The organism is Paramicrobacterium fandaimingii (genome assembly GCF_011751745.2).
GTDB classification, from domain to species: Bacteria; Actinomycetota; Actinomycetes; order Actinomycetales; family Microbacteriaceae; genus Paramicrobacterium; species Paramicrobacterium fandaimingii.
On record NZ_CP061170.1, the window covers coordinates 1,970,472 to 1,993,498 of the forward strand.

The following is a 23,027-nucleotide window of genomic DNA, read 5'->3' on the forward strand; positions in this document are numbered from 1 at the left end:
CACTCCCCCTCGGACCCTTGTGCTGCTCGGCCAATAGTCTTAGCGCATGACCTTTACTCCGCTGCATCGAGCGCTGGGATTGGCGCCGGGCCCGTTCACTGACGACATCCTCGACGCAGCGATCAGCGCCGGCATCACAGAGACTGACGACCTGGATTGGAAGTCAGAGCTCCCCCCGGTGAATGGGATCTCGCAGACGGACATCCCGAAGGACATCGCGGCAATGGCGAACAGTGGTGGCGGGATGATCGTGTACGGGGTCGAAGAGGTGGAGAAGGCTGCGACTGGGAGGAAGGACGCCGGGGACTTCACCGAGCGGTATGAGCGCGCATACCGGAGCGCCGCAGTCACCGCCATCTCGCCGCCGATCTTCGGGTTGATCATTCATCGCTTGGGGACGGATGTCCGTGCTGTGGCGGTCGAGGTGCCTGCAAGCGTCGATGGACCACACTTGATCTACAAGAACGACCTGTTCGGGGCGCCCATCCGCAACGATGCCGATACGGCATGGATGAAGGAGCGTCAGATCGAGACGATGTACCGGGCACGCTTCGACGAACGACGACGGACATCGGATGCCGTGGACTCGCTCTACGAGGAAGCGGCAGCGGGACGGGATAGCGAAAAGCGAGCATGGCTAGTAGCAATTGCGCATCCACGCATCCCGGATCTCACGTCACGCCCTGACCGCGCACAGGCGAGCAACATTTTCAGCCGTGCAGAAGCGATCACCCTGACCTACTCGAGTCGGAACGGAGTCCATCCGTTCGAGAACATGGAAGCGCTCAACCCTCGGCCGGGCCTTCGTCGGTGGGGCGCCGTGAATGCTGCGACAGGTGAACGAGAGATCTGGAAGGAAGCTTGGGCAGAAATTCATCATGACGGGTCCGTCATGCTCGCAGCGGCAGTCGGCGGACATCGAATGAGCACGGATGGATTCCACCATGGATGGCAGGTCGAAAGTCGCGGAATCGAGTGTTGCGTAGCTGACTTCAGTGCCTTGGTTCGCGCAACAGCTGAGGTTCGTTCTGTCGAAGAGTACGAAGTGCGTGTTGGTATCGAATGGGGCGGAAGAGAAGCGCTTCAGATCCTGACCGTCGATTGGAGCGGTCAGACCTACGATGGCGGACGGTTTCTAGCCATCGTTGCGAATTGGTTGTTTTATCCAGCGTCTCATGAGCTGTGCTGGGGTGCGGTCTTTGAGGGTGAGCCGGGGTCTGGCGTTGAGCTCTGCGGCGACGTCGTTTAGCCGCTGCTCGGTGTACTGGTGAAGGTCTGTTCCCTTGGGGAAATACTGCCGTAGGAGCCCGTTCGTGTTCTCGTTCGTGCCGCGTTGCCAGGGAGAGTGCGGATCGGCGAAGTAGATCTGGACTCCAGTGTCTGTTTCCACGCGCTCGTGCTGGAACATTTCGTTGCCTTGATCCCAGGTGAGGGTGCGCCGAATCTTCCGCGGAAGCCCGGCGAATACTCGTGTCAGGGCCTCGGCGACTCTTGTGGCCGTGTGTCCTGATGCCAACGGGACGAGGATGGTGTGTCGGGTCTTTCGCTCGACGAGCGTGGCGATGGCGGATTGCTGTCCTTTTCCGACGATCAGGTCGCCTTCCCAATGCCCCACTTGGCGACGCTTCTCGACTGTTTTCGGCCGGTCATGTATCGACTTCATATTCGTGCATTGCTTGAGCGCACCATCACGGGTTCGTCCCCGGCCCCGCTTATGACGATAAACACGCCCCGTGCGCAGGGCGCTTTCGTCCCTCGCGACGATCAGGCCCCGGTAGATGCCCTCGTAGATCGTTTCAGCGCATACATGCCAGGTTTCGCGCTTCGGCCATCGGCGCCGCAGCCATCGGCTGATCTGCTGCGGCGACCACTTCTCCTTCAGCTTCTCGGCCACGATCTCGCGCAGATCTTCGTCCTCGTCGAATCGACGAGGACGATCCCGCCGCCTCGCTTCCCAGGCTTGGCCATGCGCATGCCACGGCTGATACCGGCCGTTTGGTCGACGATGGCGAGCGATCTCTCGATACACGCTCTGATAGCTCTTACCGATACGGGCAGCGATCTGTTTTATCGGCTCCTTCGCCGCCAAACCATCGGCGATCTCGATTCGGTCGTCCTGATTCAGATAACGGCTACTGATCGGCGTGTCGATGAATGTCACGCTTCCAGCGTCAACGAACCACTTCGACCCGCAGCTCAACGACACTCCGACAGCCACTGCCGCGGCTGACCCGCTGGAACCCTGCCTAATCATTTCAAAGTATCGGCGTTTCACGTCACCAGACGACTTATTCCATGCCCAACGCACCATCAGAATCTCCCTTCAGAAGAGATTCGCAACGATGGTTAGAAACCGTCGCGCCTCCACTCCCCTACGAAAGTACACACCAGTCCGAACGACTATTAATGCCACCGGCCCTGCCGACGCTTTCCAGGAAGACGTGTACCGACTCGCGGAGGACTGTGTAAACCAGGGCGGGATCACACATCTCCACGTTGTGTCAGCCCCTCCGAGCTAGGACGCGTAGTCGCCAGAGTTGAGGCAGCAGGTAAACGGGACAACGAATCGACCGTCTGAGCAGTAACCCCGACCACCGTGTGAGCGCACCGCCTTGGTTTCGGTAACGACGAAAGAGTCGCGCTCTCGACAGTCGGAGATGTCGGTGCCTTCCGACAACATAGGAACGTGACCCAACTCTCCGCACGCGATCTCAACGATGACCCGCTGGCAGGCAATGATGTCGCCGCTGACCACCTTGGACGGCACCACTTCGTGTCTTCAGCCGTTTCGATCCTGAAGGCAGTGGCAGCCTCCGAGGCGTCTTCGGTTGTTGCGCTCGTAGGCCCGTGGGGATCCGGCAAGAGCAGCGCGCTCAATATGATCAAGTCTTCGCTCAGGGCAGAGAACGAGCACGCATCATCCGGCTGGATCATCGCCGACTTCAACCCCTGGTTCTTCCAGGACCTCGATACACTCCAGGCCGGTTTCTTCCGCGAGCTGAGTGCTGCTCTCCCGTCACGGGGAAGCAAGGTGGATGCGGTTCGCCAATCCTTGGCCACCTTCGGCAGGGCTGTCGCTCCACTCACCTCGATCGCGACCCTGTTCGGCGGGATCGATGCTTCCAAGTCAATGCAGGCGCTCAGCGACTTCATCTCGCCGGATCAGAGCCTCGCGAAGACTCGAACCAAGCTCGAGGACTCGCTACGTGACCTCGATCGGCCAGTCCTGATGGTTCTCGATGACCTTGATCGCCTTGCACCCGATGAGCTCCTCCTGACGCTCAAGCTCATCCGGTTGGTGGGACGACTGCCACACGTTTACTATCTCGTCGCCTACGACGAGGACACGCTGCTCGACAGCCTTAGCAGGACCGGTTTGGTCGGCGTCGACTCCCGACGCGGCGTCGACTACCTGGAGAAGATGATCCAAGTGCGGTTGGACTTGCCACCTGTCCGGCAGGGGCAGCTCGATAAGTGGATCGAGCAGGAGCTGTCTGAACTTCAGCAGCGGCTGGACTTCGCGTTGGACAGTGCGGCCCGAAGGCGCCTCGCGCATGCATTCCTCGGGCATCTTCGCGACCGTCTCGCCACGCCGCGAGCGGTGAAGCGATACTTCAGCCAGGTGGATGCGTTTCTCGATGCCGTCCATGCCGAAGTCGACGTGGTGGACTTCCTCGTGCTGACGTGGCTCCGTACCGCGGAGCCGCTGGTGTACGACTTGCTCGCAAGAGAACGTTTGGCGCTACTCGGCGAAGTCAGGAACATTGAGACGGCCGACTTGTTCGGCAAGCCCGACAAGGAGGGATCTCGCGATTACTGGCGAATCCGGCTAGAGATGGCACGAGTGTCCCTCATCCACATGGAGGGCGTGGCCGACATGGTCGGGCTTCTGTTCCCCCGCTTCAAGGCTCACTGGACTCGGGAAGATCCCGACCACTCGAGGCGGCAGCCGACGGCCGGGCGTGTTCATCATCCCGACTATTTCGATCGCTACTTCGCCTTCGGAGTCCCTCCGGAGGATGTGTCCGACGCCGACGCGACCAACGCATATCGACAGCTGCGTGCAGGCGAGCACGGCACAGAGCTGGCACTGATCGAGGGCAAGATCGCCGACGACGTCAGTAACCTAAATCTCGCGCTCAGCAAGATACTCCACGCCTTTGAAAACGAGCGGGCCGGCGGCGTCGAACTCTTGCGCTGGATCGCGAAGCACCGCAACGAGCTCCCGGACGACGACGGGATGCTGACGCCGGACATTCAGTCACGATGGATCGCGCAGCAGATCTATCTGCTCTTGCCAGCCGATGAGCCTGCTATGGCCATCACGACTCTCGCTCACACTGAGGGCGGGCTTTCTCTCGCGTCCTATCTCATCTCGCACGCTGCCCAAGAAGCTGAGAGACGCCCATCGTGGGATCGACTAACAGCATTCGAGAGCGCCAAACACCAGTTCAGCTCCGCCGTGCGAGCTACGCTCAGCCAGTACAACGAGGATGAAATCTTCAACGTCCCTGCGGAGTTCTGGTCACTGATCTGGGATTGGCAGATCATCGATCTTGACGGAGCAAGGTCGTGGTTGCGGGCACGCATCGACCCTGGCAGATGGCCACGCCTCGATGTGGTCGCCAGATTCGTGTCCCGACAGCGAATCATGGGCGCGCCTGGCGCGCCCTGGACTCTCGGCAATCTGGATCTGCAGATCGTCGATCGACTGTTCGGCGTGGATGCGGTCTTGCATGCCCTCAGAGGCCTGCTCCCAAGCCCGCTGCTTGAAGAAGCGGACCGCAGGAGACTCGAAGACAACCCTGAGAATCGACGAGCTGTCGCCTTGTCGTCCCTGACTCGTCTGCAGCTCGACCGAGACGCCTCGACGCCGAAACAGGGTGACGAGAAACAGGGTGACGAGTAGTGTCCAAAGTTGGGTTGAAGCTCTCACGTCCAGCCGTGTACCTCGATCAGTGGGTATGGATTCGACTCGCTCGCGCGAACGTCGGACGCCCCCAGCACAATGAGGATCAGCGAGTACTGGATGCAGTACGCGCCGCTGCCGCGAAGGGCGTCCACTTTCCGCTGTCAGCGACCCACTACGAGGAAACCGCGCGCATCCTGGACTGGCGGCAGCGGAAGGACCTCACCGATGTGGTCGCGCCGATCTCGCTCATGCAAACGATCCGGGCGCAGCCCGTGCTCATGCGACATCAGTTCCTTGCTGCGCTTCACGAGACGCTCGGACGCCCCGCATTCCGCCCGCCGCGACCCAAGGTCCTCGGCGTTGGCGTCCATTGGGCGTTCAGCGGTGTGCAGGCCTTCTTCAAAGTCGTGAACGATGAAGGGCAGGTGATCGATGTCGACAGGACGCGCCTGCGACATCTCAACGAGTACGCCGAGGCTGCAGTATTCACCGGGCCTTTGCCCGACGATCTACCGGGTCTCTTTGATCTCGGATACGTCGCCCCTCGCGACCTCGAGAACCGTCCCGGCAATCGCGTCGAGTACGAGCAGTGGCTCTCAGAGCAGCTTGCCCGATGCGGACGAGCTACGCGCCCTTGTGATGGCACGCGAGATCAATCACGAGTACACCGATCTGCTCAACGACATTTTTGCGGAGTACCGGCTTACGCTGTCGATGATCACCGGTGGCAGAACCGGTATGGCGAGCCGCGCGAAAGCCGTCGCGTTCATGGAACGTGTCCCCACAGCCCGGATTTCCGCGGATATGAAAGCGCTGCTCTTCCGGAACAAGGGACGGAGCTGGTCTTGGAACATGCTTCGAGATATCGACGCACTCAGCCTTGCCATCCCGTACTGTCATGTCGTCGTCACCGACAAGGATGCGGCCGATCTTCTACGCCGCACCGGCGCCAGCACACGGCACGACACCAGCGTTGTCGCAAAGCTCCACAGCCTTCCTGAGCTCCTTGATGACATCACATCGAGCGTGGGCGATGTCGCGACTATGACGGGCTGGGAAGAGCTCGGCCCCAATGACGGCGAGTACCACCTCGAGACACCCGAGCCGCTGCCGTACGACGACCGGTTACGGGGCGCTTCCATGCGATTGGTCGATGCTTCAGGTCGGGAGTTCCTCATGCCGAACTCCCGCGTCAGGTCTGTGGGGTAGACACGCAACTAGCCAACCAGGTAGTTCAATCCCGTCTAACACCGTGAAGTTGCGCACTGCGCTGGCGGCAGCATGCGGTCATGATCACGACGGCTGGTAAGAATGCTCGGCTCGCAGTGAGCCTGGATTTCTCTCCCTCGCTGAGTTGCAGGTACTCGGCCGCCTGCACGTGTCACGCAGTCAGATAACTGCCTGCCTACAGAGAACGTTAGGTCCGCAGCGATAGTGCGACATCCTCGATCGAATGACGGTTCATCACGCCCCCCTTGCCACCGTTCGGAGTTCGCCTCCACCTCGACACTCTCCGCCGCGGTTCCCGGATCCGCGCCCGGGTCCGCTGGACTGATCCGTTTTCGCGGGAACGCGGAAGTCGCTCTGTCACGGTCGATGATGACATCGCCGCTCGAGAGTTCTTCGAACTCATGCGAGTGAGTTCGAACCGTACCGTCGATCCACTCATCACTCTGAGCGACTACGCGCATTCGATCGGCGACCGGTTCCTTCGCGGTGTCGATCCGACGTCGACCGCGGCCGGATACCGAGCTGGCCTCCGTCTCAGGGTTCTTCCCGCGCTGGGCCATATCCGCCTGCGCGAGGTCATGACGGGGCTCGTCGATCGAGCCATCGACAGCTGGGAGACAGCCCATTCCCGCTCCACGCTCAAGAACACGATCGCCGCACTGACGCGGGTGTTCGATGAAGCGGTGCGCGATGATCTCATCACTCGCAATCCTGTGCGTGACCGCGCCGACAGGCGCTATAGCGCGAACACTGAGCTTCGGCACGCGAAGCTGATTCTTGGGCCCAGTGATGTCGCGCGAATCGCTGGGGCCTGCGCTGAGATCCATACAAGCTACGGCGACCACGTCATGCTCAGCGCGTTCCTCGCCGCGCGCAGCTCGGAAGTAGGCGGGCTCGTCGTCGGCGATGTCGATTGGGAGAGCAAGATGGTCACGATCGAACGACAGTGCTTCCCCGGCGCGGGCGGGCTGAGCATCAAGCCTCCAAAGGGTCGTCGCGCGCGCCGCGTGCCGATCATCGGACCGCTCGAGCCCGTGCTGCGAAGGCTCACGACGCAACGGTCGCGCAACCTACCGCTGTTACGGGGGCCACGCGGAGGTGTCATCACCACCGCAGCATTGCGTGACGCAACCAGTTGGGACGCGCTGGTTGCATCGCTGGGTTTCCCGGGGTTGCGCCGTCACGACCTCCGTCATGCGGGTGCAACCTGGTTCGCGAACGCGGGTGTTCCGATCCATGTTGTGAGCGACATCCTCGGGCATGCATCGGTCGAGACGACTCGTGCGTACCTGAACACTGACACCACAGCGTTGCAGAACGCTGCGGCACGGATGGATGAGCGCCTTCGGGAGGCGGGATGAGCAGCTAGAAACGCCTGAACCCCTTGACCATGTCGAGTCAAGGGGTTCAGTGGGTACGATCTTGGGTACAAGACCGGCGCGAACGCCGATCTTACGACCTCTTGAAAATACCTTCTGATCGGGTATTTCTCTCTGGTCGGGCTGACAGGATTTGAACCTGCGACCCCTTGACCCCCAGTCAAGTGCGCTACCAAGCTGCGCCACAGCCCGATGTTGCCGGCGAGCCGGAAACAACTTGTCCAGTCTAACGTGTCTGGAACAGTGGTTGTGACCATCGCCGTGGCGGGTCGCGGTCAGTCGCTATCGAGCGGTTTGCCCGCGGCATCCACCGGCCATTTCTCGCCCGCCTCGATGGCGATAGGCAGCACATTGTCGCTCGGTGGCAGCGGGCAGTTCCAGGCCGGGCTGAACGCGCACGGAAGCAATCGCGCCCGGTTGAGATCGATGAAAGCAACGTCTCCCACCTTCACAGGGTCTGGTCCGTCAAGTGGGAGCTCCAGAACTCGACCCGAGCCATAAGAGGAGATGCCGCTTGTTTCGTCGCGGAACGGGATCGCCAACGTCCCCTCGTGTTCCGTTGCCTGCAGAATGTAATACCTCTCATCGATCGTGAGCACAATCTCCGCGACGACGGGCACCTCGACAGGTGCGGGGTCACGGTAGTGCGAAATCGCGACAGTGCGCCCTTCTGACGGCTGTTTGATGCGCGCAGGCACCACCCACCGAGCGTCATAGGTAAAGGAATCAATGCGGTCGAAGCGTTGCCTGCGTTCGGATGCGGCATTCCAGATTTGCAGCGCGAACCGTGTGCCGTCGTAGCTGAAAACGACACCAATGCTGCCGTCGGAGAATGTCGCTTCGGTGGGCCCGTCGAGAGCAAGCCAGTAGAGCTCCGCGTGCCCATCGACGAGTTCGCTGTTAATGCGGATGCCGTCAGCTGCCTCGGCTGTCACGCCGAGACCACGGCCGCCCTCAAGCGGCGCCCAGCGGCCCGGTGCGGGCGGAACCTCTGTGTCTGGCGCCGTCACGTGAGCGCCCCACACAAACGCTAAGGGGCTCCGCACATCGGCCATCTGCTCGTCACGCGCGCGACGCCATGCGCTCCACTCACCACGGAACCGCTCGAGATCTGTCATCGATCGACCACCGTATCCATGCGTTCCAATAGCCATGCAGCCCCGTGCACGTGCCCTCCAAGCTCTTCGACACGAGCGGCCAGCTCTCGGTCGCTCGTGATCACCGTCACATCTCTTTCTGCCTGGCCGACGATCAACGCTGCCACCTGCTCCACGATCTCATCGTCACCCTCGCCCGGGGCGTTCACCACGCGGACGTGGGCAGAATTTCCTCCGCCCTTCGCCTGGCCCTCGACGACCATGACGATCTCCGGACACCACCGCAAGCCAGCCACCTTCTCATCGGCGATTCCTTCGCTGCTGAGGGCTTCCAGCCGGTCGCGCAGGCGCGCGGCTGCGGCACGGCGATCGCGCCACCATCCGTCTGGGCGAGAGCCGACGACGTTCGCTGCGTCGATGATAAGTTGCGGAGAACACCCGAGCAACGGTCGCAGGTGTGGCCAGGATGCTTCGAAGCCGGGGTGCAGCGGCGCTGAGGCGACGCTGTCTAACGGAACCCATTCCAGCGCGATGCTCTCGTGGTCGTTCATTACGGGCTCGAAGGGCTTCGTCACTTCGGCGATCACCGTCGTGTAACTCCAGTAGCCAACTGAGAACGTCGATGTCAGGCGCGGAAGCAACTGATCCGCGGGGACTCCCGCCTCTTCATGAGCTTCGCGGAGTGCGCCGTCGATAGCGCTCTCTCCCTCGTGCAAGGCCCCGCCAGGGAGACCCCAGGTTCCTCCCTGGTCGCTCCACTCGGCGCGATGCTGCAGAAGAACGCCGCGCGCCGGGTCCCAGGCGATGAGCCCGGCCGCCCCATAGCGGCCCCAGAACCTGCCTCGCTCCCCTTCGACCCAGGCATCGCCGGAGTCGCGCGGGCCACGAGGGCGCCGTGGTTCACCGGGAACCGGAGGGATAATTCGTACCACCCCTCAAGACTCTCACGAGTCAGCGGCTCTCCGTCATCGTTTACGTCGTTCGCGCACCCGCATGTTGATGACGATGGGGCTGCCTTCGAAACCATAAATCTCTCGGAGGCGACGCTGAATGAAGCGACGGTAGCCGGGGTCGAGGAAGCCCGTAGTGAAAAGCACAAATGTCGGAGGGCGCGACGAGGCCTGCGTGCCGAAGAGCACACGAGGCTGCTTTCCGCCGCGCAGCGGGTGCGGATGCTCGGCGACGAGTTCGGCGAGAAATGCATTGAACTTTCCCGTCGCAATTCGCGTGTCCCACGACTCAAGCGCCACCTCGAGAGCCGGAACCAGCTTTTCGAGGTGTCGCCCAGTCTGCGCCGAGATGTTCACTCGCGGTGCCCACGACACATGTCCGAGATCTTGTTCGATCTCGCGCTCGAGAAACCAGCGACGCTCGTCATCGAGTAGATCCCACTTATTGAAGGCGAGCACGAGGGCGCGACCTGACTGCAGCACGAGGTCAACAATGCGGACGTCCTGCTCAGAGATCGGTTCACTCACGTCGATCACGACGACACCGACCTCCGCCTTTTCAAGGGCTGCGCTCGTGCGCAGAGACGCGTAAAAGTCTGCACCCTGCTGCATGTGCACGCGACGGCGGATGCCGGCAGTGTCGACGAATCTCCACACCTTGCCAGCGATCTCAACCTGTTCGTCAACAGGATCGCGTGTCGTACCGGCAATGTCATTGACGACGACGCGTTCTTCTCCCGCTGCCTTGTTGAGCAGGCTCGACTTGCCCACGTTCGGTCGGCCGACAATCGCCACACGCCGTGGCCCGCCGACCTCCCGCTTCGCGACAGCGGAGACCTCGGGGAGCTTATCGAGAACAAGGTCGAGAAGATCAGCGACGCCGCGCCCGTGCAGCGCTGAGACACCACGCGGTTCGCCGAGGCCGAGCGACCACAGGTCCGCGGTGTTCGGCTCCTGCCGCACGTCATCCACCTTATTGGCGACGAGGTAGACGGGCTTCTTCACCTTGCGAAGCAGACGCACAACGTGCTCGTCTGTGCTTGTGGCGCCCACATTCGCATCGACGACGAACATGACGGCGTCGGCGAGATCGATGGCGACTTCCGCCTGAGCGGCAACGGATGCGTCGATGCCCTTGGCATCAGGTTCCCACCCGCCGGTGTCGACAAGTGTGAAGTGCCTGCCGTTCCATTCAGCACGGTACGAGACGCGGTCGCGCGTCACCCCTGGCGTGTCTTCGACTACCGCCTCACGGCGCCCGATAATTCGGTTCACGAGAGCCGATTTGCCCACGTTCGGCCGCCCGACGATTGCCACGACGGGAAGCGTCGGCAGGTAGCGAATCGCCTCGGGTCCCTCGGCTGCCGTCTCGAGCATCTCGAGATCGGTTTCGTCGAGGTCGTAGTCGTCGAGCCCGCGCCTAAGCGTGTCGGCACGCTGCTCGACCAGATCATCGTCGAGCGACTCCAGGTGCTCGGCGAGATTATCATCATCGCCGAACTGGTCGTCATCGGGCGTGGGGTCAGCCATGTGTCGTCCTTGCGGTCTGCTGGGTGATCACATCGAGTACTGCATCGACGGTCTGATCAAAGTTGAGGGTTGTCGAGTCGACGGTGACAACGCCTTCGGCCGCTGTCATAAAGTCGACGACGCGCGAGTCCGCGGCGTCGCGCTTGCGAAGCTGATTCGCGACCTCCGTCGCGTTCTCGGTCGTGAGCTCCGCCGAGCGCCTCGCCATTCTAACCTCTTCGGATGCTGTGAGAAGAATGCGAACGGGAGCATCCGGGGCGACGACCGTTGTGATGTCGCGACCTTCGACGATGATGCCGTCCCGGGGAGACGAGCGCATGATGCTGCGGAAGAGCGCATTCACATGCTCGCGGATTGCGGGCACGCGCGCCACGCTGCTGACGACTCCCGAAACACGCGGTTCGCGAATCGCCTCGGTGATGTCGGTTTCGCCCACCATCACGACGCAATCATCGGGGTCGACTCCGATGCTGTAATCCCAGTCGGGAAGAGCATCGACGATGGCGGCGCTGTCTGCACTCGACATGTCGCGCTCGAGAACCCACCAGGCGAGCGCTCGATAGGCGGCCCCCGTGTCAAGGTAGTCATAGTCCAGCTGACGCGCGGCCTGCTTGGAGATGCTCGACTTGCCCGAACCTGCCGGCCCATCAATCGCAACGACGATGTTTGCCATTTTCACACACTCGCAATCCGCCAGCCGCGCACTTCGAGATCGTCAATCGTGCGTTGCTTGACTTCGGGGAGAACACTGATCTCTGCCAAGCCCACAGCCGTTCCCGGTGAGTGCTCGAGGCGAAGGTCCTCCATATTGACGTTGATCTCACCCAGTTCGGTGAGAAGTCTGCCCAGCTGACCCGGGGTGTCATCGACCATGACAACGATCTGGGCGAAACGGCGGTCTTGACCGTGTTTGCCCGGCAACCGGGCGACGCCGACGTTGCCCGCGGCGATGGAGTCGGCAATGCGGCGCCGTGCCCCGACAGCATCCGGATTATGGAGAGCCGTGATGATTGCATCGAGATCGGAGCGCAGCGACGTGAGCACCTCGGCGACGGGGGCGCTGTTCGCTCCCAGAATCTGCACCCACAGCTCGGGCGCGCTCGACGCAATGCGCACGGTGTCCCGCAGCCCCTGGCCCGTCAGCCGGAGCGCCGCATCGGGGGCATCGACGAGTCGGGCCGCGAGAAGACTCGACACAAGCTGGGGAACGTGCGAAACAAGGCCGACGGCCTCATCGTGCTGGTCCGGCGTCATCTCGATCGGAGTCGCACCGACATCGAGCGCGAGGTCCTCGATGACCGCAAGCGCATGACGTGGCGTCCACTTGTCGCGGCAGATCACCCAGGGGCGACCGGCAAAAAGGTCGGCGCGAGCCGAGATTGCCCCGCCGCGCTCTCGTCCCGCCATGGGGTGAGAGCCGATGTACAGAGACAGGTCGAGCCCTCGCGCCTTCAGGTCGAGGTACGGCGCCGTCTTCACACTCGCCACGTCGGTGACGACGGCTCGGGGGTAGCGAGCAAGCTCCATGGCGACGACATCAGCGACAACGTCGGGGGGAACGGCCACGACGATGAGATCGGGATCATCATCGTCTGCGGCTGCGCGACCCGCGCCGTAGTCAATCGCGAGATGCAATTGCGAGGGAGACGCGTCGGCGAGTGCAACGTCGAGACCATTCGCGGTGAGCGCAAGGCCGAGACTTGCTCCGAGCAGCCCCGTTCCTACGACGCGCACGGTGACGTCGAGGCGCGAGCCATTTGTCGACGGGCCTCCAGGTGGTTGTGTCGGTGGGGTCACCGTGATTCTTCCTCCGCATTGGGCGCGGTGCGCGCCGACGGACCGGCGGCGCCTGCGTCGTATTCCTTCGCCGCAATCTCGCCGGTTACGTGCGCGTTGCGCGCGATTGTCAGAATGCCTCCCAGCTCGTCTTTCGACAGCTCGCGCATTTCGCCCGCGCGCAGCGTTCCCAGGTGAAGGGGCCCGAAGCTGCGCCGCACGAGATCAATGACAGGATGCCCTACCTCGGCCATCATGCGTCGCACAATGCGGTTGCGGCCCGAGTGGATTGTGAGCTCAACGAGCGTGAACTGCGTGCCGTGGGCGTCAAGCACCCGCACGGCGTCAACGGCGATGGGGCCATCGTCGAGCGTGATGCCAGATTTCAAAGCAGTGAGCGTGCGCGGTTCCACGGCCCCGCGAACCTTGGCGACGTAAGTTTTCGCGACGCCGAACGACGGGTGCGCGAGAACATGTGCGATTTCGCCGTCATTGGTGAGGATGAGCAGGCCCGATGTCTCAACGTCGAGGCGCCCGACGTTGAACAGCCGCTCGTCCAAATGCGAGGTGAATCGCGACAGATCGGGCCGCCCCTGCTCGTCGCGCATCGAGCTGACAATGCCACGCGGCTTGTTCAGCATGATGTAGCGCTTCGTCGTGTCGAGCTGCACTGCTCTGCCATCCACCGCCACCCGGTCGACGTCCGGGTCGATGCGTGTGCCCGGCACCGTGACGACGGCGCCGTTGACGCTGACGCGACCCTCGGCGATGTACTGCTCGCAGACGCGACGCGACGCCACTCCGGCTGCGGCAAGCACTTTCTGCAGGCGCACGCCCGCGGGCAGCACTGATGAATTATCGGACATCGTCGTCGAATCCCTCCGAGCCATCGGCGAGCAGTGGAGAGATTGGGGGCAGCTCGTCGAGCGAATTGATGCCGAGCTGTTGCAGCAGCAGATCGGTCGTGCCGTAGTTGATCGCCCCAGTCTCGCTATCGGTGAAGAGCTCGGTGACCAGCCCGCGCCCGACGAGAGTGCGCACAACAGAGTCGACGTTCACCGCGCGAATCGACGCGATCGCACCGCGAGAGATCGGCTGCTTGTACGCGATCACGGCGAGCGTTTCCAACGCAGCCTGCGAGAGCTTGCTCGGGTTCTGCTCCGACACATAGGCGGCGACAACGTCGTCATAGTCCTCGCGCACGTACATGCGCCAACCGCCGCCGACCTCACGCAGCTCAAAGCCACGCCGCACTCCCCCGCCTTCGCCGTCGTAGTCAGCGACAAGACGCTCGATCGTTGCCGAGACCTGCTTCACCGGAGTGCCGAGCGCCGTCGCGATGCCCATGACGCTCTGCGGCTCGTCTGCGACCATCAGGAGCGCTTCGATTGCGCGATCCATGTCGATGTCGGCGTCGATCACCGTTGCGGGCGCCGTTGCGTCAGCAGCATCCGTCATCTCGGTTGTTCCACTCTCTTTCTGCTCAACCGTCATAATCAGCTCCCAGGTGCGCGAGATTCTCTTCAGACCACTGCTCGCTCGTCCAGCGAAGCGTAAGCTCGCCCAATGGCTCCACCTGCTCGAACGAGAGCGCGGCGTGCCGGTACAGCTCGAGCACCGCAATGAAGCGCGCGACGATCACGCCCTTCTCACCGGCGCCGGCGATCAGCTGTCGAAATGTTACCGGTTCGCCGACGCGCAGTATTCCCACGATATAGGCAGCCTGCTCGCGAATGCTGATCAGCGGTGCGTGCAGATGGTCAAGACCCACGACTGGAATCTCTTTCGGCGTGAACGCCAACGTCGCCAGCGCTGCAAAATCATCGAGCGTGAGCGTCCAGACGAGCTCGGGCGTGCGCGTGCGGTACTTCTGCTCAAGCCGAACGGTTCGCGGGTGTCGAGAAGCCTCACCATCGAACGTGTCAGAGAACCAGGTGGATGCTTCCTTGAAGGCCCGGTATTGCAGCAGGCGTGCGAACAGCAGGTCGCGGGCCTCGAGAAGCGCAACATCTTCGGCATCGACGAGTTCTCCCTGCGGAAGCAGGCCGGCGATCTTCAGGTCGAGAAGCGTCGCGGCCACGACAAGGAACTCCGATGCTTGATCAAGTTCTTTCTCCGTCTCCACGTCACGGAGGTAGGCGATGAACTCGTCAGTGACGCGGGAGAGCGACACCTCGGTGATGTCGAGCTCGTGTTTTGCGATCAGCGAAAGAAGAAGGTCAAAGGGCCCCTCGAAGTTGCTCAGCGCAACGCGAAATCCGCCTTGCTCGTTCGCCGGCTCGGAGTCGGCGACGAGCTCAGGAGTCGGCGTGGCGCCGTCACGCGACGGCGCCACGTGCAACCAGCTCCCTCGCGAGCTGACGGTAGGCCTTCGCGGCATTGTGCTCGGGAGCGAATTCGGTGATCGGCACACCTGCCACCGAGGCATCGGGGAACTTCACAGTTCGCCCGATCACTGTCTCGAGAACGTCGTCACCGAAAGCCTCGACCACGCGATCGAGCACCTCACGTGAGTGAAGCGTGCGCGCGTCGAACATGGTGGCGACGATCCCATCGAGCTGAAGCGCCGGGTTCAAGCGGTCCTTCACCTTCTCGATCGTCTCGATGAGCAGGGCAACGCCGCGCAGGGCAAAGAACTCGCACTCGAGCGGAATCAGCACACCGTGCGCTGCGGTGAGCGCGTTGACAGTCAGGAGGCCAAGCGATGGCTGGCAGTCAATGAGCACGACGTCGTAGTCGCTGGATACGCTGCGAAGAACACGAGCGAGAATCTGCTCGCGGGCGACTTCGCCGACCAGGTGCACTTCGGCTGCAGACAGGTCGATGTTCGCCGGGATCACGTCGAGTCCCTCGACGTTTGTCGATTTAATCGCGTCATGCGCGTCTGTTTTGCTCGACAGCAGCAGATCGTAGATTGTCAGGTCGTCGTGCGTCGCGACGCCAAGCCCCGCGGACAGCGCGCCCTGCGGGTCGAAGTCGACGCAGAGCACCTTGCGACCATATGCAGCCAGCGCCGCACCGACGCTGATTGTCGTCGTTGTCTTGCCGACGCCGCCCTTCTGATTGCACAGGGCGATGACGCGTGCGGGGCCGTGCCCCTTGAGCGGTGCCGGCTCCGCAAACTCGCTGCGCGGGCGACCCGTGGGTCCGAGCTCCGTGTGCGATGTGTCTGCCGCGGCCGCGGTGTTGTCGATTGTGGCCACTGCCTGCCTCATTCCCCGAGTCTCGTTCTATGGTCGTGCTCGATTGTACCGGCGTGGGTTCTGTTCGCCGCGCAGGCGTGCGGGCGCTACGAATCTGCGCGAGCTCGCGGATGCGACTGCGTATACATGTCACGCAGAGTATCGGCCGTCACGAGCGTGTAGATCTGCGTCGTCGCCACCGACGAGTGCCCCAGCAGCTCCTGCACGACGCGCACGTCCGCTCCTCCTTGCAACAGGTGGGTTGCAAACGAATGCCGAAGCGTGTGCGGCGACACGTGCTCGGCGAGCCCGGCCCGCTCGGCAGCGGCCTTGATGATCAGCCAGGCGTTCTGACGCGACACCCGTTGCCCACGCAGGCCGAGAAACAGTGCGGGCGTCGCTGCTCCCCGAGCCGAGAGGGCCGGACGAACCCGCACGAGGTACTCGTCGAGAGCCGTGCGCGCGTAGCTTCCGATCGGCACGATGCGCTGCTTGTTGCCCTTTCCGGTCAGCCGCACGATGTCGGTGTCGACGACGTCGTCGACGTTGAGCGAGCACACTTCTGAGACGCGTGCGCCGGTCGCATAGAGAAGTTCGAGCAGGGCACGGTCCCTGATGGCCTGCGGTGCATCACCGGATGCTGTCGCCAGCAGAGCTTCGACCTGCGCGATCGTTATTGCCTTCGGCAGTCTGTCTTGCTGCTTCGGAGGTTTGACGTCCTTCGCCACGTCGATGGTGACAACCGCCTCTTCGAGCAGAAACCGATGGAGGCTCCGCACTGACGACAGCGAGCGAGCGATCGATGTCGGCGACAGCTTCTTCTCGTCGTTCTGAGCGAGGCTGCGCAGAAATGCCGTGACGTGCACACCGGTGACCTCTGAGAACTCGCCGAGGCCGTTCTCGTCGAGCCATTCGCGGTAGCGCGCGAGGTCACGCGTGTAGGCAGAGACCGTGTTCTCGGCGAGGCCTCGCTCGATGCGCACGTGTCTCAGAAACGTGTCGATCGAACGTTCGAGGCTCATTCCGCTGTGCCGCGCTGACGAAGCCGCGGCCAGTCGGCATCGGCTGCCCCGAGTCCCGTCCAGCCGCGTTCTCCGGCGATGTATGCAGACAGCACACCGGTGACGAGTGACGGGTTCTGAACGGCGCGCGCGCGAACAGCATCCGTGATCTCGTCAAGGCTGACCCAGCGCTTTTCGATATCGGCTTCTTCTGCCTCGCGGTCGAATCTCTCGGGCAGGGCGGTGACGCCTCGCGCCAGGTAAATGCGAATTGCCTCGTCGCTTGAACCCGGCGATGTGTAGAACTCCGAGAGCACCGCCCATTCGGCCGCTTCGACATCTGCCTCTTCGGCGAGCTCGCGTTTCGCCGCGTCGAGCGGATGCTCGGCGTCGATGTCGAGGAGTCCGGCAGGGATCTCCCACAGCCGGGCACGAACAGGGTGCCGGTACTGGTTGATCAGCAGCACCCGATCCTGCTCGTCGAGAGCGAGAATCGCGACGGCGCCGGTGTGATCCATGTACTCACGCGTGATTGACTCATCGTTCAGCTGAAACGTGTCTCGCCTGATATCCCAGACGCGCCCGCTGAAGGCGACGTCGCTCGATTCGAGCTCCGCTGAGCCGCTTTCGTCGCGCAGCGCACGCACCGCGCTCGTCACGCGCTTTCCGTCACTTCGTCGTCAAACAGCAGGCTCGCCTTGTGCCTGTCGAGGGCTGCCGCGACGAGCCCAGCGAAGAGCGGGTGGGCGTCTGTGGGCCGTGAACGCAGCTCGGGGTGTGCCTGCGTGGCAACGTAGAACGGGTGAACTGCGCGCGGAAGCTCCACGTACTCGACAAGGCCGCCATCGGGTGACGTGCCCGAAAACACGAGCCCTGCCTCCGAGATGCGGTCGCGATATGCATTGTTCACCTCATAACGGTGACGGTGGCGCTCAGACACCTCGTCGGCGCCATAGAGCTCGTTCACGATCGAACCGTCCGCAAGTACCGCGGGGTACATTCCGAGGCGCATGGTGCCGCCGAGGTCGCCCTCGGCAATGATGTCGACTTGCTCCGCCATCGTCGCGATGACCGGATGCTGCGTCCCTGCATCGAATTCCGTCGAGCTTGCGCCAACGAGCCCTGCTTCGCTGCGTGCATACTCAATCACCATGCACTGCAGCCCGAGGCACAGTCCAAGGGTCGGGATGCCGTTGGTCCGCGCATAGGTGAGAGCACCGAGCTTTCCCTCGATGCCGCGAATGCCGAACCCGCCCGGAACACAGATGCCATCCACGCCGGCGAGGGCCCTCGCCGCACCCTCCGGCGTCTCACACTCGTCTGACGGAATCCACGTGAGCGACACATGCGTCTTGTGGGCGAACCCGCCGGCCTTGATGGCCTCGGTGACGGACAGATAGGCATCGGGAAGGTCGATGTACTTGCCGACGATGCCGATCGTCACTTCGTCTTTCGGATCGTGCACGGCATCGAGCACCGTGTTCCAGCGCGTCCAGTCGACGTCGCCAGCGCTCAGACCGAGAGCGTTCATGATGTATGCGTCGAGTCCCTGGGCGTGCAGGGTCGACGGAATCTCGTAGATCGACGGCACGTCGACGGTGTTCACGACGGCACGCTCGTCGACGTCGCACATGAGTGCGATCTTGCGCTTGTTGCTTTCTGTGACGGGCCGGTCGCTGCGCAGCACGAGGGCATCGGGCTGAATGCCGATGGAGCGCAGCGCAGCAACCGAGTGCTGCGTCGGCTTGGTCTTCTGCTCCCCAGAGGCGCCCATGAACGGCACAAGCGATACGTGAACGAAGAAGACGCTGTCGCGACCGAGTTCGTGACGCACCTGACGGGCCGCTTCAATGAACGGCTGCGACTCGATGTCGCCGATCGTTCCGCCCACTTCGGTGATGATGACGTCGGGCTTCGGAGATTCCGTCGCCTGCAGACGCATCCGTCGTTTGATCTCGTCTGTGATGTGCGGAATCACCTGCACGGTGTCGCCGAGGTATTCGCCGCGGCGCTCCTTCTGGATCACCGTCGAATACACCTGACCCGTTGTCACGTTCGCTGCCTGGGTCAGATTGATATCGAGAAAACGCTCGTAGTGCCCGATGTCGAGGTCGGTCTCGGCACCGTCGTCGGTGACGAACACTTCCCCGTGCTGAAACGGGTTCATCGTTCCCGGATCCACGTTCAGATACGGGTCGAGCTTCTGCATCACAACTCGAAGACCGCGTGCGGTGAGAAGGTTGCCGAGGCTTGCCGCCGTCAGGCCCTTGCCCAAAGAAGAAACGACACCACCAGTCACAAAAATGTGCTTCGTCGTGTCGTGAGAGATACCCGTTTCAGAAATGTTCGCCACGGGCTTTTATCCTACCATCTTCGTTCTCTGCCGAGCGAGCTCAAGCAGCTCTTCGGCGTGGGCGCGTCCAGAATCACTGTCGGCGAGCCCCGACAGAAGCCGCGTCATCTCGGCCGTTCGAGCGTCGCCTTCCAGGCGCGTGACGCTCGATGCTGTCACGAAACCGTCGCTCTCTTTCACAACAGTGAGGTGGTTCGACGCGAATGCGGCGACCTGTGCCAGGTGGGTGACGACAATCACCTGGGCGTGTCGCGCGAGCTGAGCGAGGCGACGGCCGATCTCGATTGCGGCTGCTCCGCCGACACCGGCGTCCACCTCGTCGAAGACGTAGGTGGGAACCGGATCGGCTGCCGAGATCACCACCTCGATCGCCAGCATCACGCGCGACAGCTCACCTCCGGATGCCCCCTTCGACAGCGCACGAGGCTCGGTCCCGACGTGCGGTCGCAGCAGAAATGCCACGGCGTCGCGCCCCGATCGCGTGTACTCGCCCTTGTCTGTCACCTCGATGACGACAGTGGCGTCGGGCATCGCCAGCGCCGAGAGCTCGTCGCTGATCGCCGCCCCCAGACGCTCGGCAGTTGCCCGGCGGCAGTCGGTGAGGGTGGATGCTGCCTCGTCGAGTTCGTGCGCGTCGATGTCGACCTGTGCGGTGAGCGTGTCGATGCGCTCAGAGTCACCGTCGAGCTCGAGCAGGCGTGTGCTGCCGCGCTCGAGCGTCGCGATGACGTCGTCGAGTGTTGGTCCGTGCTTGCGCGTGAGCGTCGTGAGCAGCGCCCGCCGCTCATTGATCGCTTCGAGCTCATGGCTGTCGTCGGCGTCGAGCGAGGCGAGATAGCTCGAGAGCTCACCCGCTGTCTCCGAGGCAAGGTAGCTGAGGTTCTGCAGCTGTTCGGCAATGGGCTGCAGCGCTTCGTCGACGTCCGCGACCCGTTCGAGGGACCGGCGCGCATTTTCGATGAGCGCCAGAACGTCTTCACCGTCGGCCAGCTCCGTCGATACCGCTTCCCTGGCACCCGCGGCGGCGAGCCGCAGCTCTTCGAGATTCGTCAGTCGTTCGGCGGTCGCCGCGAGCGTGTCGTCTTCACCAGGCTGCGGGGCTGCCTGTTCGATCTCGTCCATGGCGGCGCGCAGGCTCTCGGCCTCTGCCTCACGCGTCTCCTTGTCATGGGTGAGCACGTCGAGCTCTGCCGAGTTTGCCTGCCAACTGTCGAATGCGGCGCGGTAGCGCGTGAGCGCACTGTCAAGTTCGGCACCGGACGCGCGATCGAGCGCATCGCGCTGTGCCGACTGCGAGCGGAGGCGAATCTGGTCCGATTGCCCGTGAACGGCTACCAGGTGCCCACTGAGCTCGGCGAGCACTCCAACGGGAGCGCTGCGGCCCCCAACTTGTGCACGGCTTCGACCCTCGGCGGTCACGGTGCGGCCAAGCGTCAATTCGGCGTCTCCGTTAGATCCGAACGGATCGACGTCTCCCCCTGCCTCGCCGACGCGCTCGGCGACGATGCCCGTCTCGGGAACGACCCAGCGCCCGTCGATTCTCGCGTTCGATGCGCCAGAGCGCACCGTCGCGGCATCCGCACGCCCGCCGAGAAGCAAGCCAAGCGCGGTGACGACCATGGTCTTGCCCGCCCCTGTCTCTCCCGTGATCGCGGTGAAACCGGGGCCGAGCGGAAGCGTCGCGCCGGCAATGACACCGAGGTCGGAGATCTCGATCTCTTCGATCATGCGGCGGGCCCCCTCCAACCGCTCACGGGGAGGTGGAACTTGCGCACGAGCCTGTCGGTGAAGGGGCTGTCGTGAAGGCGTGCGAGCTTCACCGGTGTGTCGGAGCGCTCGACGTTGACGCGGGAGCCCGGCTCGAGTTCGAACGTGCGTCGGCCATCACACCAGAGCACTCCGATGCCGTCGCTGCGACCGAGAACATCGATCGCCAACGTCGAGTCGGGGGCGATCACAATGGGCTTTGCGAAAAGGGCGTGCGCGCTCAGCGGCACGAGCGTGATCGCTTCGACGGTGGGCCAGATGATCGGGCCTCCCGCCGAGAAGTTGTACGCTGTCGATCCGGTCGGCGTCGAGATCACAACACCGTCGGCGCCGAACGACACGAGCGGGCGCTGATCCACCTGGACGACGAGCTCCAGCATCCGTTCGCGACTTGCTTTCTCCACCGTCGCCTCGTTGAGCGCCCACGTCTCGTACACGACATCGCCGCCGATGGTGACCGACACGTCGAGAGTCATGCGCTCTTCGACCCCGTAGTCTCGCGCGACGACGCGCTGCACGGCGTTCGCGAGGTCGTCTCGCTCGAGTTCTGCAAGAAAGCCAACGTGCCCCAAGTTGACGCCGAGCATGGGCACGGCGTGGTCACGCACCAGCTCGGCTGCCCGCAGAATCGTGCCGTCGCCTCCAAGAACCATCACGAGCTCAAGATCGTCGACATGCTCACCGTCGAGCGTATCGACTCCCTCGATGTCGGCACCGGCACGCAGAAGCTGCTCGCGCTCCTCCTCAACGAGCACGGGGCGAATGCCCGATTCTCTGAGCTGACGCATGACGTTGGCCGCCGCCTCAATGGAGTCGGCGCGTCCCGTGTGCGAAACGACCAGGATCGACCGCGTCGTGGTCATTCGGCACCTCCCGCAAGTTGTTCTGCTCGCAGCATCCATTCTGTCGGATTCGAGCCGTGCTGTGCGTGCATGTGCACAAGGTATTCGGAGTTGCCATGCGTTCCCGCAATGGGCGAGCGTTCAAGACCAACCACTCCGAGCCCGGAATCCCACGCAGACCAGAGCACGGACTGCACGGCGTCGATGCGGCGGCCGGCATCTTTCACAATGCCTTCGCGCACTCCCGTGCGGCCAACTTCGAATTGCGGCTTAATCAGCACGACAACATCGGCGTCATCGTCGATAACCTGTCGCAGCGGAGCGAAGACATATCGAAGCGAGATGAACGAAAGATCTCCGACGACGATGCTGGGAATCTCTGCGGTGCCCGCGTGCTCGGCAAGTGCCTCACGGCTGAGATCGCGAACGTTGAAACCCTCGATGACGCGAACACGGGAGTCATCGAGGAGCGACGCAGCCAGTTGATCATGACCGACATCGAGAGCGATCACCTCGCGCGCGCCCCGCTCGAGCAGCACCTGCGTGAAGCCACCTGTCGATGCTCCGATGTCGAGAGCGAGCCTCCCCGCTGCGGCACAGCCGAAGATGTCGAGGGCAGCGTTGAGCTTGTGGGCTCCCCTGCTCACGTAGTGGTCTGCGCCAGAGACGTTGATGCGCGCACGCTCGCCTACCTGCGTTGACGGCTTCACAATTGGCCGGTCGTCAACCGAAACGCTTCCCGATGCAATCAGGTCAACGGCCGCAGCCCGGGAGCGCGCGAGCCCGCGCGCGACAAGCACTGCGTCGAGACGGCGAGCCGTCACCGTGCAGAGCCCTCGTTGTCGCTTCCCTCGAGCACCCGATTCAATTCGTCGTGCAGGCGACCATACGCGTCGGCACGCTCTGCCAGTGGGCGTTCCTCGATCAGAGACAAACGCGACACGAGCGCGTCGGGAGCTATCGAGCCCTGCTCTTCATCGTTCGTCACATGCCTAGCGTACAAGCTCG

At 63.0% G+C, this 23,027-nt stretch carries 23 protein-coding genes and 1 tRNA gene; 4 read left to right on the forward strand and 20 right to left on the reverse strand.

Going from position 1 to position 23,027, the window contains the following annotated elements; translation table 11 throughout:
* Nucleotides 1–46 precede the first annotated feature (46 nt).
* A complete protein-coding gene (locus tag HCR84_RS09545) occupies nucleotides 47–1,249 on the forward strand; it encodes an AlbA family DNA-binding domain-containing protein (protein ID WP_166983823.1) in 1,203 nt (400 codons plus the stop codon).
* Here the strand turns inward: HCR84_RS09545 and HCR84_RS09550 are convergent.
* On the reverse strand, nucleotides 1,136–2,311 hold the full coding sequence (locus HCR84_RS09550; RefSeq protein WP_166984536.1) for an IS30 family transposase: 1,176 nt from the start codon (nucleotides 2,309–2,311) through the stop codon (nucleotides 1,136–1,138). The genes HCR84_RS09545 and HCR84_RS09550 overlap by 114 nt on opposite strands.
* A gap of 375 nt (nucleotides 2,312–2,686) precedes the next feature.
* Here HCR84_RS09550 and HCR84_RS09555 point away from each other — a divergent pair, with 375 nt between their 5' ends.
* A complete protein-coding gene (locus tag HCR84_RS09555; protein WP_166984533.1) occupies nucleotides 2,687–4,909 on the forward strand; it encodes a KAP family P-loop NTPase fold protein in 2,223 nt (740 codons plus the stop codon).
* Between the two features lie 23 nt (nucleotides 4,910–4,932).
* Here the strand turns inward: HCR84_RS09555 and HCR84_RS17735 are convergent, their stop codons facing one another.
* Nucleotides 4,933–5,064, reverse strand: a complete 132-nt coding sequence (locus HCR84_RS17735; RefSeq protein ID WP_276511776.1) for a hypothetical protein — start codon at nucleotides 5,062–5,064, stop codon at nucleotides 4,933–4,935.
* A 9-nt stretch (nucleotides 5,065–5,073) separates the two neighbouring features.
* On the reverse strand, nucleotides 5,074–5,370 hold the full coding sequence (locus HCR84_RS09560; RefSeq protein WP_166984532.1) for a hypothetical protein: 297 nt from the start codon (nucleotides 5,368–5,370) through the stop codon (nucleotides 5,074–5,076).
* Nucleotides 5,371–5,518: 148 nt separating this feature from the next.
* On the opposite strand from HCR84_RS09560, the gene HCR84_RS09565 reads away from it, so the two are divergent.
* Complete coding sequence (locus HCR84_RS09565) at nucleotides 5,519–6,121, forward strand: hypothetical protein (protein WP_166984531.1); 603 nt, start codon at nucleotides 5,519–5,521, stop codon at nucleotides 6,119–6,121.
* A 422-nt stretch (nucleotides 6,122–6,543) separates the two neighbouring features.
* Nucleotides 6,544–7,503 carry a tyrosine-type recombinase/integrase gene (locus HCR84_RS09570; RefSeq protein ID WP_434063538.1) on the forward strand — a complete coding sequence of 320 codons (960 nt, stop codon included), beginning with the start codon at nucleotides 6,544–6,546 and terminating at the stop codon, nucleotides 7,501–7,503.
* A gap of 133 nt (nucleotides 7,504–7,636) precedes the next feature.
* Here HCR84_RS09570 and HCR84_RS09575 read toward each other — a convergent pair.
* From HCR84_RS09575 to HCR84_RS09655, 17 genes are all read right to left on the reverse strand, one after another.
* Nucleotides 7,637–7,713 (reverse strand) — tRNA-Pro (locus HCR84_RS09575).
* A gap of 83 nt (nucleotides 7,714–7,796) precedes the next feature.
* The gene (locus tag HCR84_RS09580) at nucleotides 7,797–8,639 is read right to left on the reverse strand and encodes a DUF1684 domain-containing protein (protein ID WP_166984529.1); all 843 of its coding nucleotides are present in this window, start codon (nucleotides 8,637–8,639) and stop codon (nucleotides 7,797–7,799) included.
* Complete coding sequence (locus tag HCR84_RS09585) at nucleotides 8,636–9,550, reverse strand: NUDIX domain-containing protein (protein ID WP_166984528.1); 915 nt, start codon at nucleotides 9,548–9,550, stop codon at nucleotides 8,636–8,638. The genes HCR84_RS09580 and HCR84_RS09585 overlap by 4 nt, the downstream gene beginning before the upstream one ends.
* 33 nt (nucleotides 9,551–9,583) lie before the next feature.
* Entirely contained in the window at nucleotides 9,584–11,098 is a 1,515-nt protein-coding gene (gene der, locus HCR84_RS09590) for a ribosome biogenesis GTPase Der (protein WP_166984527.1), read from the reverse strand.
* Nucleotides 11,091–11,771: a (d)CMP kinase gene (gene cmk / locus HCR84_RS09595; RefSeq protein WP_166984526.1), complete on the reverse strand. Its 681-nt coding sequence runs from the start codon at nucleotides 11,769–11,771 to the stop codon at nucleotides 11,091–11,093. The genes der and cmk overlap by 8 nt, the downstream gene beginning before the upstream one ends.
* 2 nt (nucleotides 11,772–11,773) lie before the next feature.
* Nucleotides 11,774–12,895 (reverse strand): prephenate dehydrogenase, encoded by a 1,122-nt coding sequence (locus tag HCR84_RS09600; protein ID WP_166984525.1) that lies wholly within the window; start codon nucleotides 12,893–12,895, stop codon nucleotides 11,774–11,776.
* Nucleotides 12,892–13,740, reverse strand: a complete 849-nt coding sequence (locus HCR84_RS09605; RefSeq protein ID WP_195706621.1) for a pseudouridine synthase — start codon at nucleotides 13,738–13,740, stop codon at nucleotides 12,892–12,894. The genes HCR84_RS09600 and HCR84_RS09605 overlap by 4 nt, the downstream gene beginning before the upstream one ends.
* The gene (gene scpB / locus HCR84_RS09610; protein ID WP_166984523.1) at nucleotides 13,730–14,368 is read right to left on the reverse strand and encodes an SMC-Scp complex subunit ScpB; all 639 of its coding nucleotides are present in this window, start codon (nucleotides 14,366–14,368) and stop codon (nucleotides 13,730–13,732) included. Before scpB ends, HCR84_RS09605 begins: the two co-directional genes overlap by 11 nt.
* Nucleotides 14,358–15,209 carry a segregation and condensation protein A gene (locus HCR84_RS09615; protein ID WP_434063539.1) on the reverse strand — a complete coding sequence of 284 codons (852 nt, stop codon included), beginning with the start codon at nucleotides 15,207–15,209 and terminating at the stop codon, nucleotides 14,358–14,360. Before HCR84_RS09615 ends, scpB begins: the two co-directional genes overlap by 11 nt.
* Nucleotides 15,193–16,089, reverse strand: coding sequence for a ParA family protein (locus tag HCR84_RS09620; protein WP_166984521.1), 897 nt, complete (start codon nucleotides 16,087–16,089; stop codon nucleotides 15,193–15,195). The genes HCR84_RS09615 and HCR84_RS09620 overlap by 17 nt, the downstream gene beginning before the upstream one ends.
* A gap of 74 nt (nucleotides 16,090–16,163) precedes the next feature.
* Nucleotides 16,164–17,078 carry a site-specific tyrosine recombinase XerD gene (gene xerD, locus HCR84_RS09625; RefSeq protein WP_166984520.1) on the reverse strand — a complete coding sequence of 305 codons (915 nt, stop codon included), beginning with the start codon at nucleotides 17,076–17,078 and terminating at the stop codon, nucleotides 16,164–16,166.
* On the reverse strand, nucleotides 17,075–17,716 hold the full coding sequence (locus tag HCR84_RS09630) for an NUDIX domain-containing protein (RefSeq protein WP_166984519.1): 642 nt from the start codon (nucleotides 17,714–17,716) through the stop codon (nucleotides 17,075–17,077). The genes xerD and HCR84_RS09630 overlap by 4 nt, the downstream gene beginning before the upstream one ends.
* Complete coding sequence (gene pyrG / locus HCR84_RS09635; protein ID WP_195706622.1) at nucleotides 17,713–19,410, reverse strand: CTP synthase; 1,698 nt, start codon at nucleotides 19,408–19,410, stop codon at nucleotides 17,713–17,715. The genes HCR84_RS09630 and pyrG overlap by 4 nt, the downstream gene beginning before the upstream one ends.
* 6 nt (nucleotides 19,411–19,416) lie before the next feature.
* The gene (recN, locus tag HCR84_RS09640) at nucleotides 19,417–21,138 is read right to left on the reverse strand and encodes a DNA repair protein RecN (protein ID WP_166984518.1); all 1,722 of its coding nucleotides are present in this window, start codon (nucleotides 21,136–21,138) and stop codon (nucleotides 19,417–19,419) included.
* Nucleotides 21,135–22,040: an NAD kinase gene (locus HCR84_RS09645; RefSeq protein WP_166984517.1), complete on the reverse strand. Its 906-nt coding sequence runs from the start codon at nucleotides 22,038–22,040 to the stop codon at nucleotides 21,135–21,137. Before HCR84_RS09645 ends, recN begins: the two co-directional genes overlap by 4 nt.
* Nucleotides 22,037–22,843, reverse strand: coding sequence for a TlyA family RNA methyltransferase (locus HCR84_RS09650; RefSeq protein ID WP_166984516.1), 807 nt, complete (start codon nucleotides 22,841–22,843; stop codon nucleotides 22,037–22,039). Before HCR84_RS09650 ends, HCR84_RS09645 begins: the two co-directional genes overlap by 4 nt.
* Nucleotides 22,840–23,007: a hypothetical protein gene (locus HCR84_RS09655; RefSeq protein WP_166984515.1), complete on the reverse strand. Its 168-nt coding sequence runs from the start codon at nucleotides 23,005–23,007 to the stop codon at nucleotides 22,840–22,842. The genes HCR84_RS09650 and HCR84_RS09655 overlap by 4 nt, the downstream gene beginning before the upstream one ends.
* Nucleotides 23,008–23,027 lie beyond the last annotated feature (20 nt).

Excerpts from the sequence above, each read along its gene's own strand:
- HCR84_RS09545 (WP_166983823.1), top strand. The coding sequence starts at position 47 with ATGACCTTTACTCCGCTGCATCGAGCGCTGGGATTGGCGCCGGGCCCG.
- HCR84_RS09550 (WP_166984536.1), bottom strand. The coding sequence starts at position 2,311 with ATGGTGCGTTGGGCATGGAATAAGTCGTCTGGTGACGTGAAACGCCGA.
- HCR84_RS09560 (WP_166984532.1), bottom strand. The coding sequence starts at position 5,370 with ATGTCGCAGGCGCGTCCTGTCGACATCGATCACCTGCCCTTCATCGTT.
- HCR84_RS09570 (WP_434063538.1), top strand. The coding sequence starts at position 6,544 with ATGCGAGTGAGTTCGAACCGTACCGTCGATCCACTCATCACTCTGAGC.
- HCR84_RS09580 (WP_166984529.1), bottom strand. The coding sequence starts at position 8,639 with ATGACAGATCTCGAGCGGTTCCGTGGTGAGTGGAGCGCATGGCGTCGC.
- der (WP_166984527.1), bottom strand. The coding sequence starts at position 11,098 with ATGGCTGACCCCACGCCCGATGACGACCAGTTCGGCGATGATGATAAT.
- cmk (WP_166984526.1), bottom strand. The coding sequence starts at position 11,771 with ATGGCAAACATCGTCGTTGCGATTGATGGGCCGGCAGGTTCGGGCAAG.
- HCR84_RS09605 (WP_195706621.1), bottom strand. The coding sequence starts at position 13,740 with ATGTCCGATAATTCATCAGTGCTGCCCGCGGGCGTGCGCCTGCAGAAA.
- scpB (WP_166984523.1), bottom strand. The coding sequence starts at position 14,368 with ATGACGGTTGAGCAGAAAGAGAGTGGAACAACCGAGATGACGGATGCT.
- HCR84_RS09620 (WP_166984521.1), bottom strand. The coding sequence starts at position 16,089 with ATGAGGCAGGCAGTGGCCACAATCGACAACACCGCGGCCGCGGCAGAC.
- xerD (WP_166984520.1), bottom strand. The coding sequence starts at position 17,078 with ATGAGCCTCGAACGTTCGATCGACACGTTTCTGAGACACGTGCGCATC.
- recN (WP_166984518.1), bottom strand. The coding sequence starts at position 21,138 with ATGATCGAAGAGATCGAGATCTCCGACCTCGGTGTCATTGCCGGCGCG.
- HCR84_RS09645 (WP_166984517.1), bottom strand. The coding sequence starts at position 22,040 with ATGACCACGACGCGGTCGATCCTGGTCGTTTCGCACACGGGACGCGCC.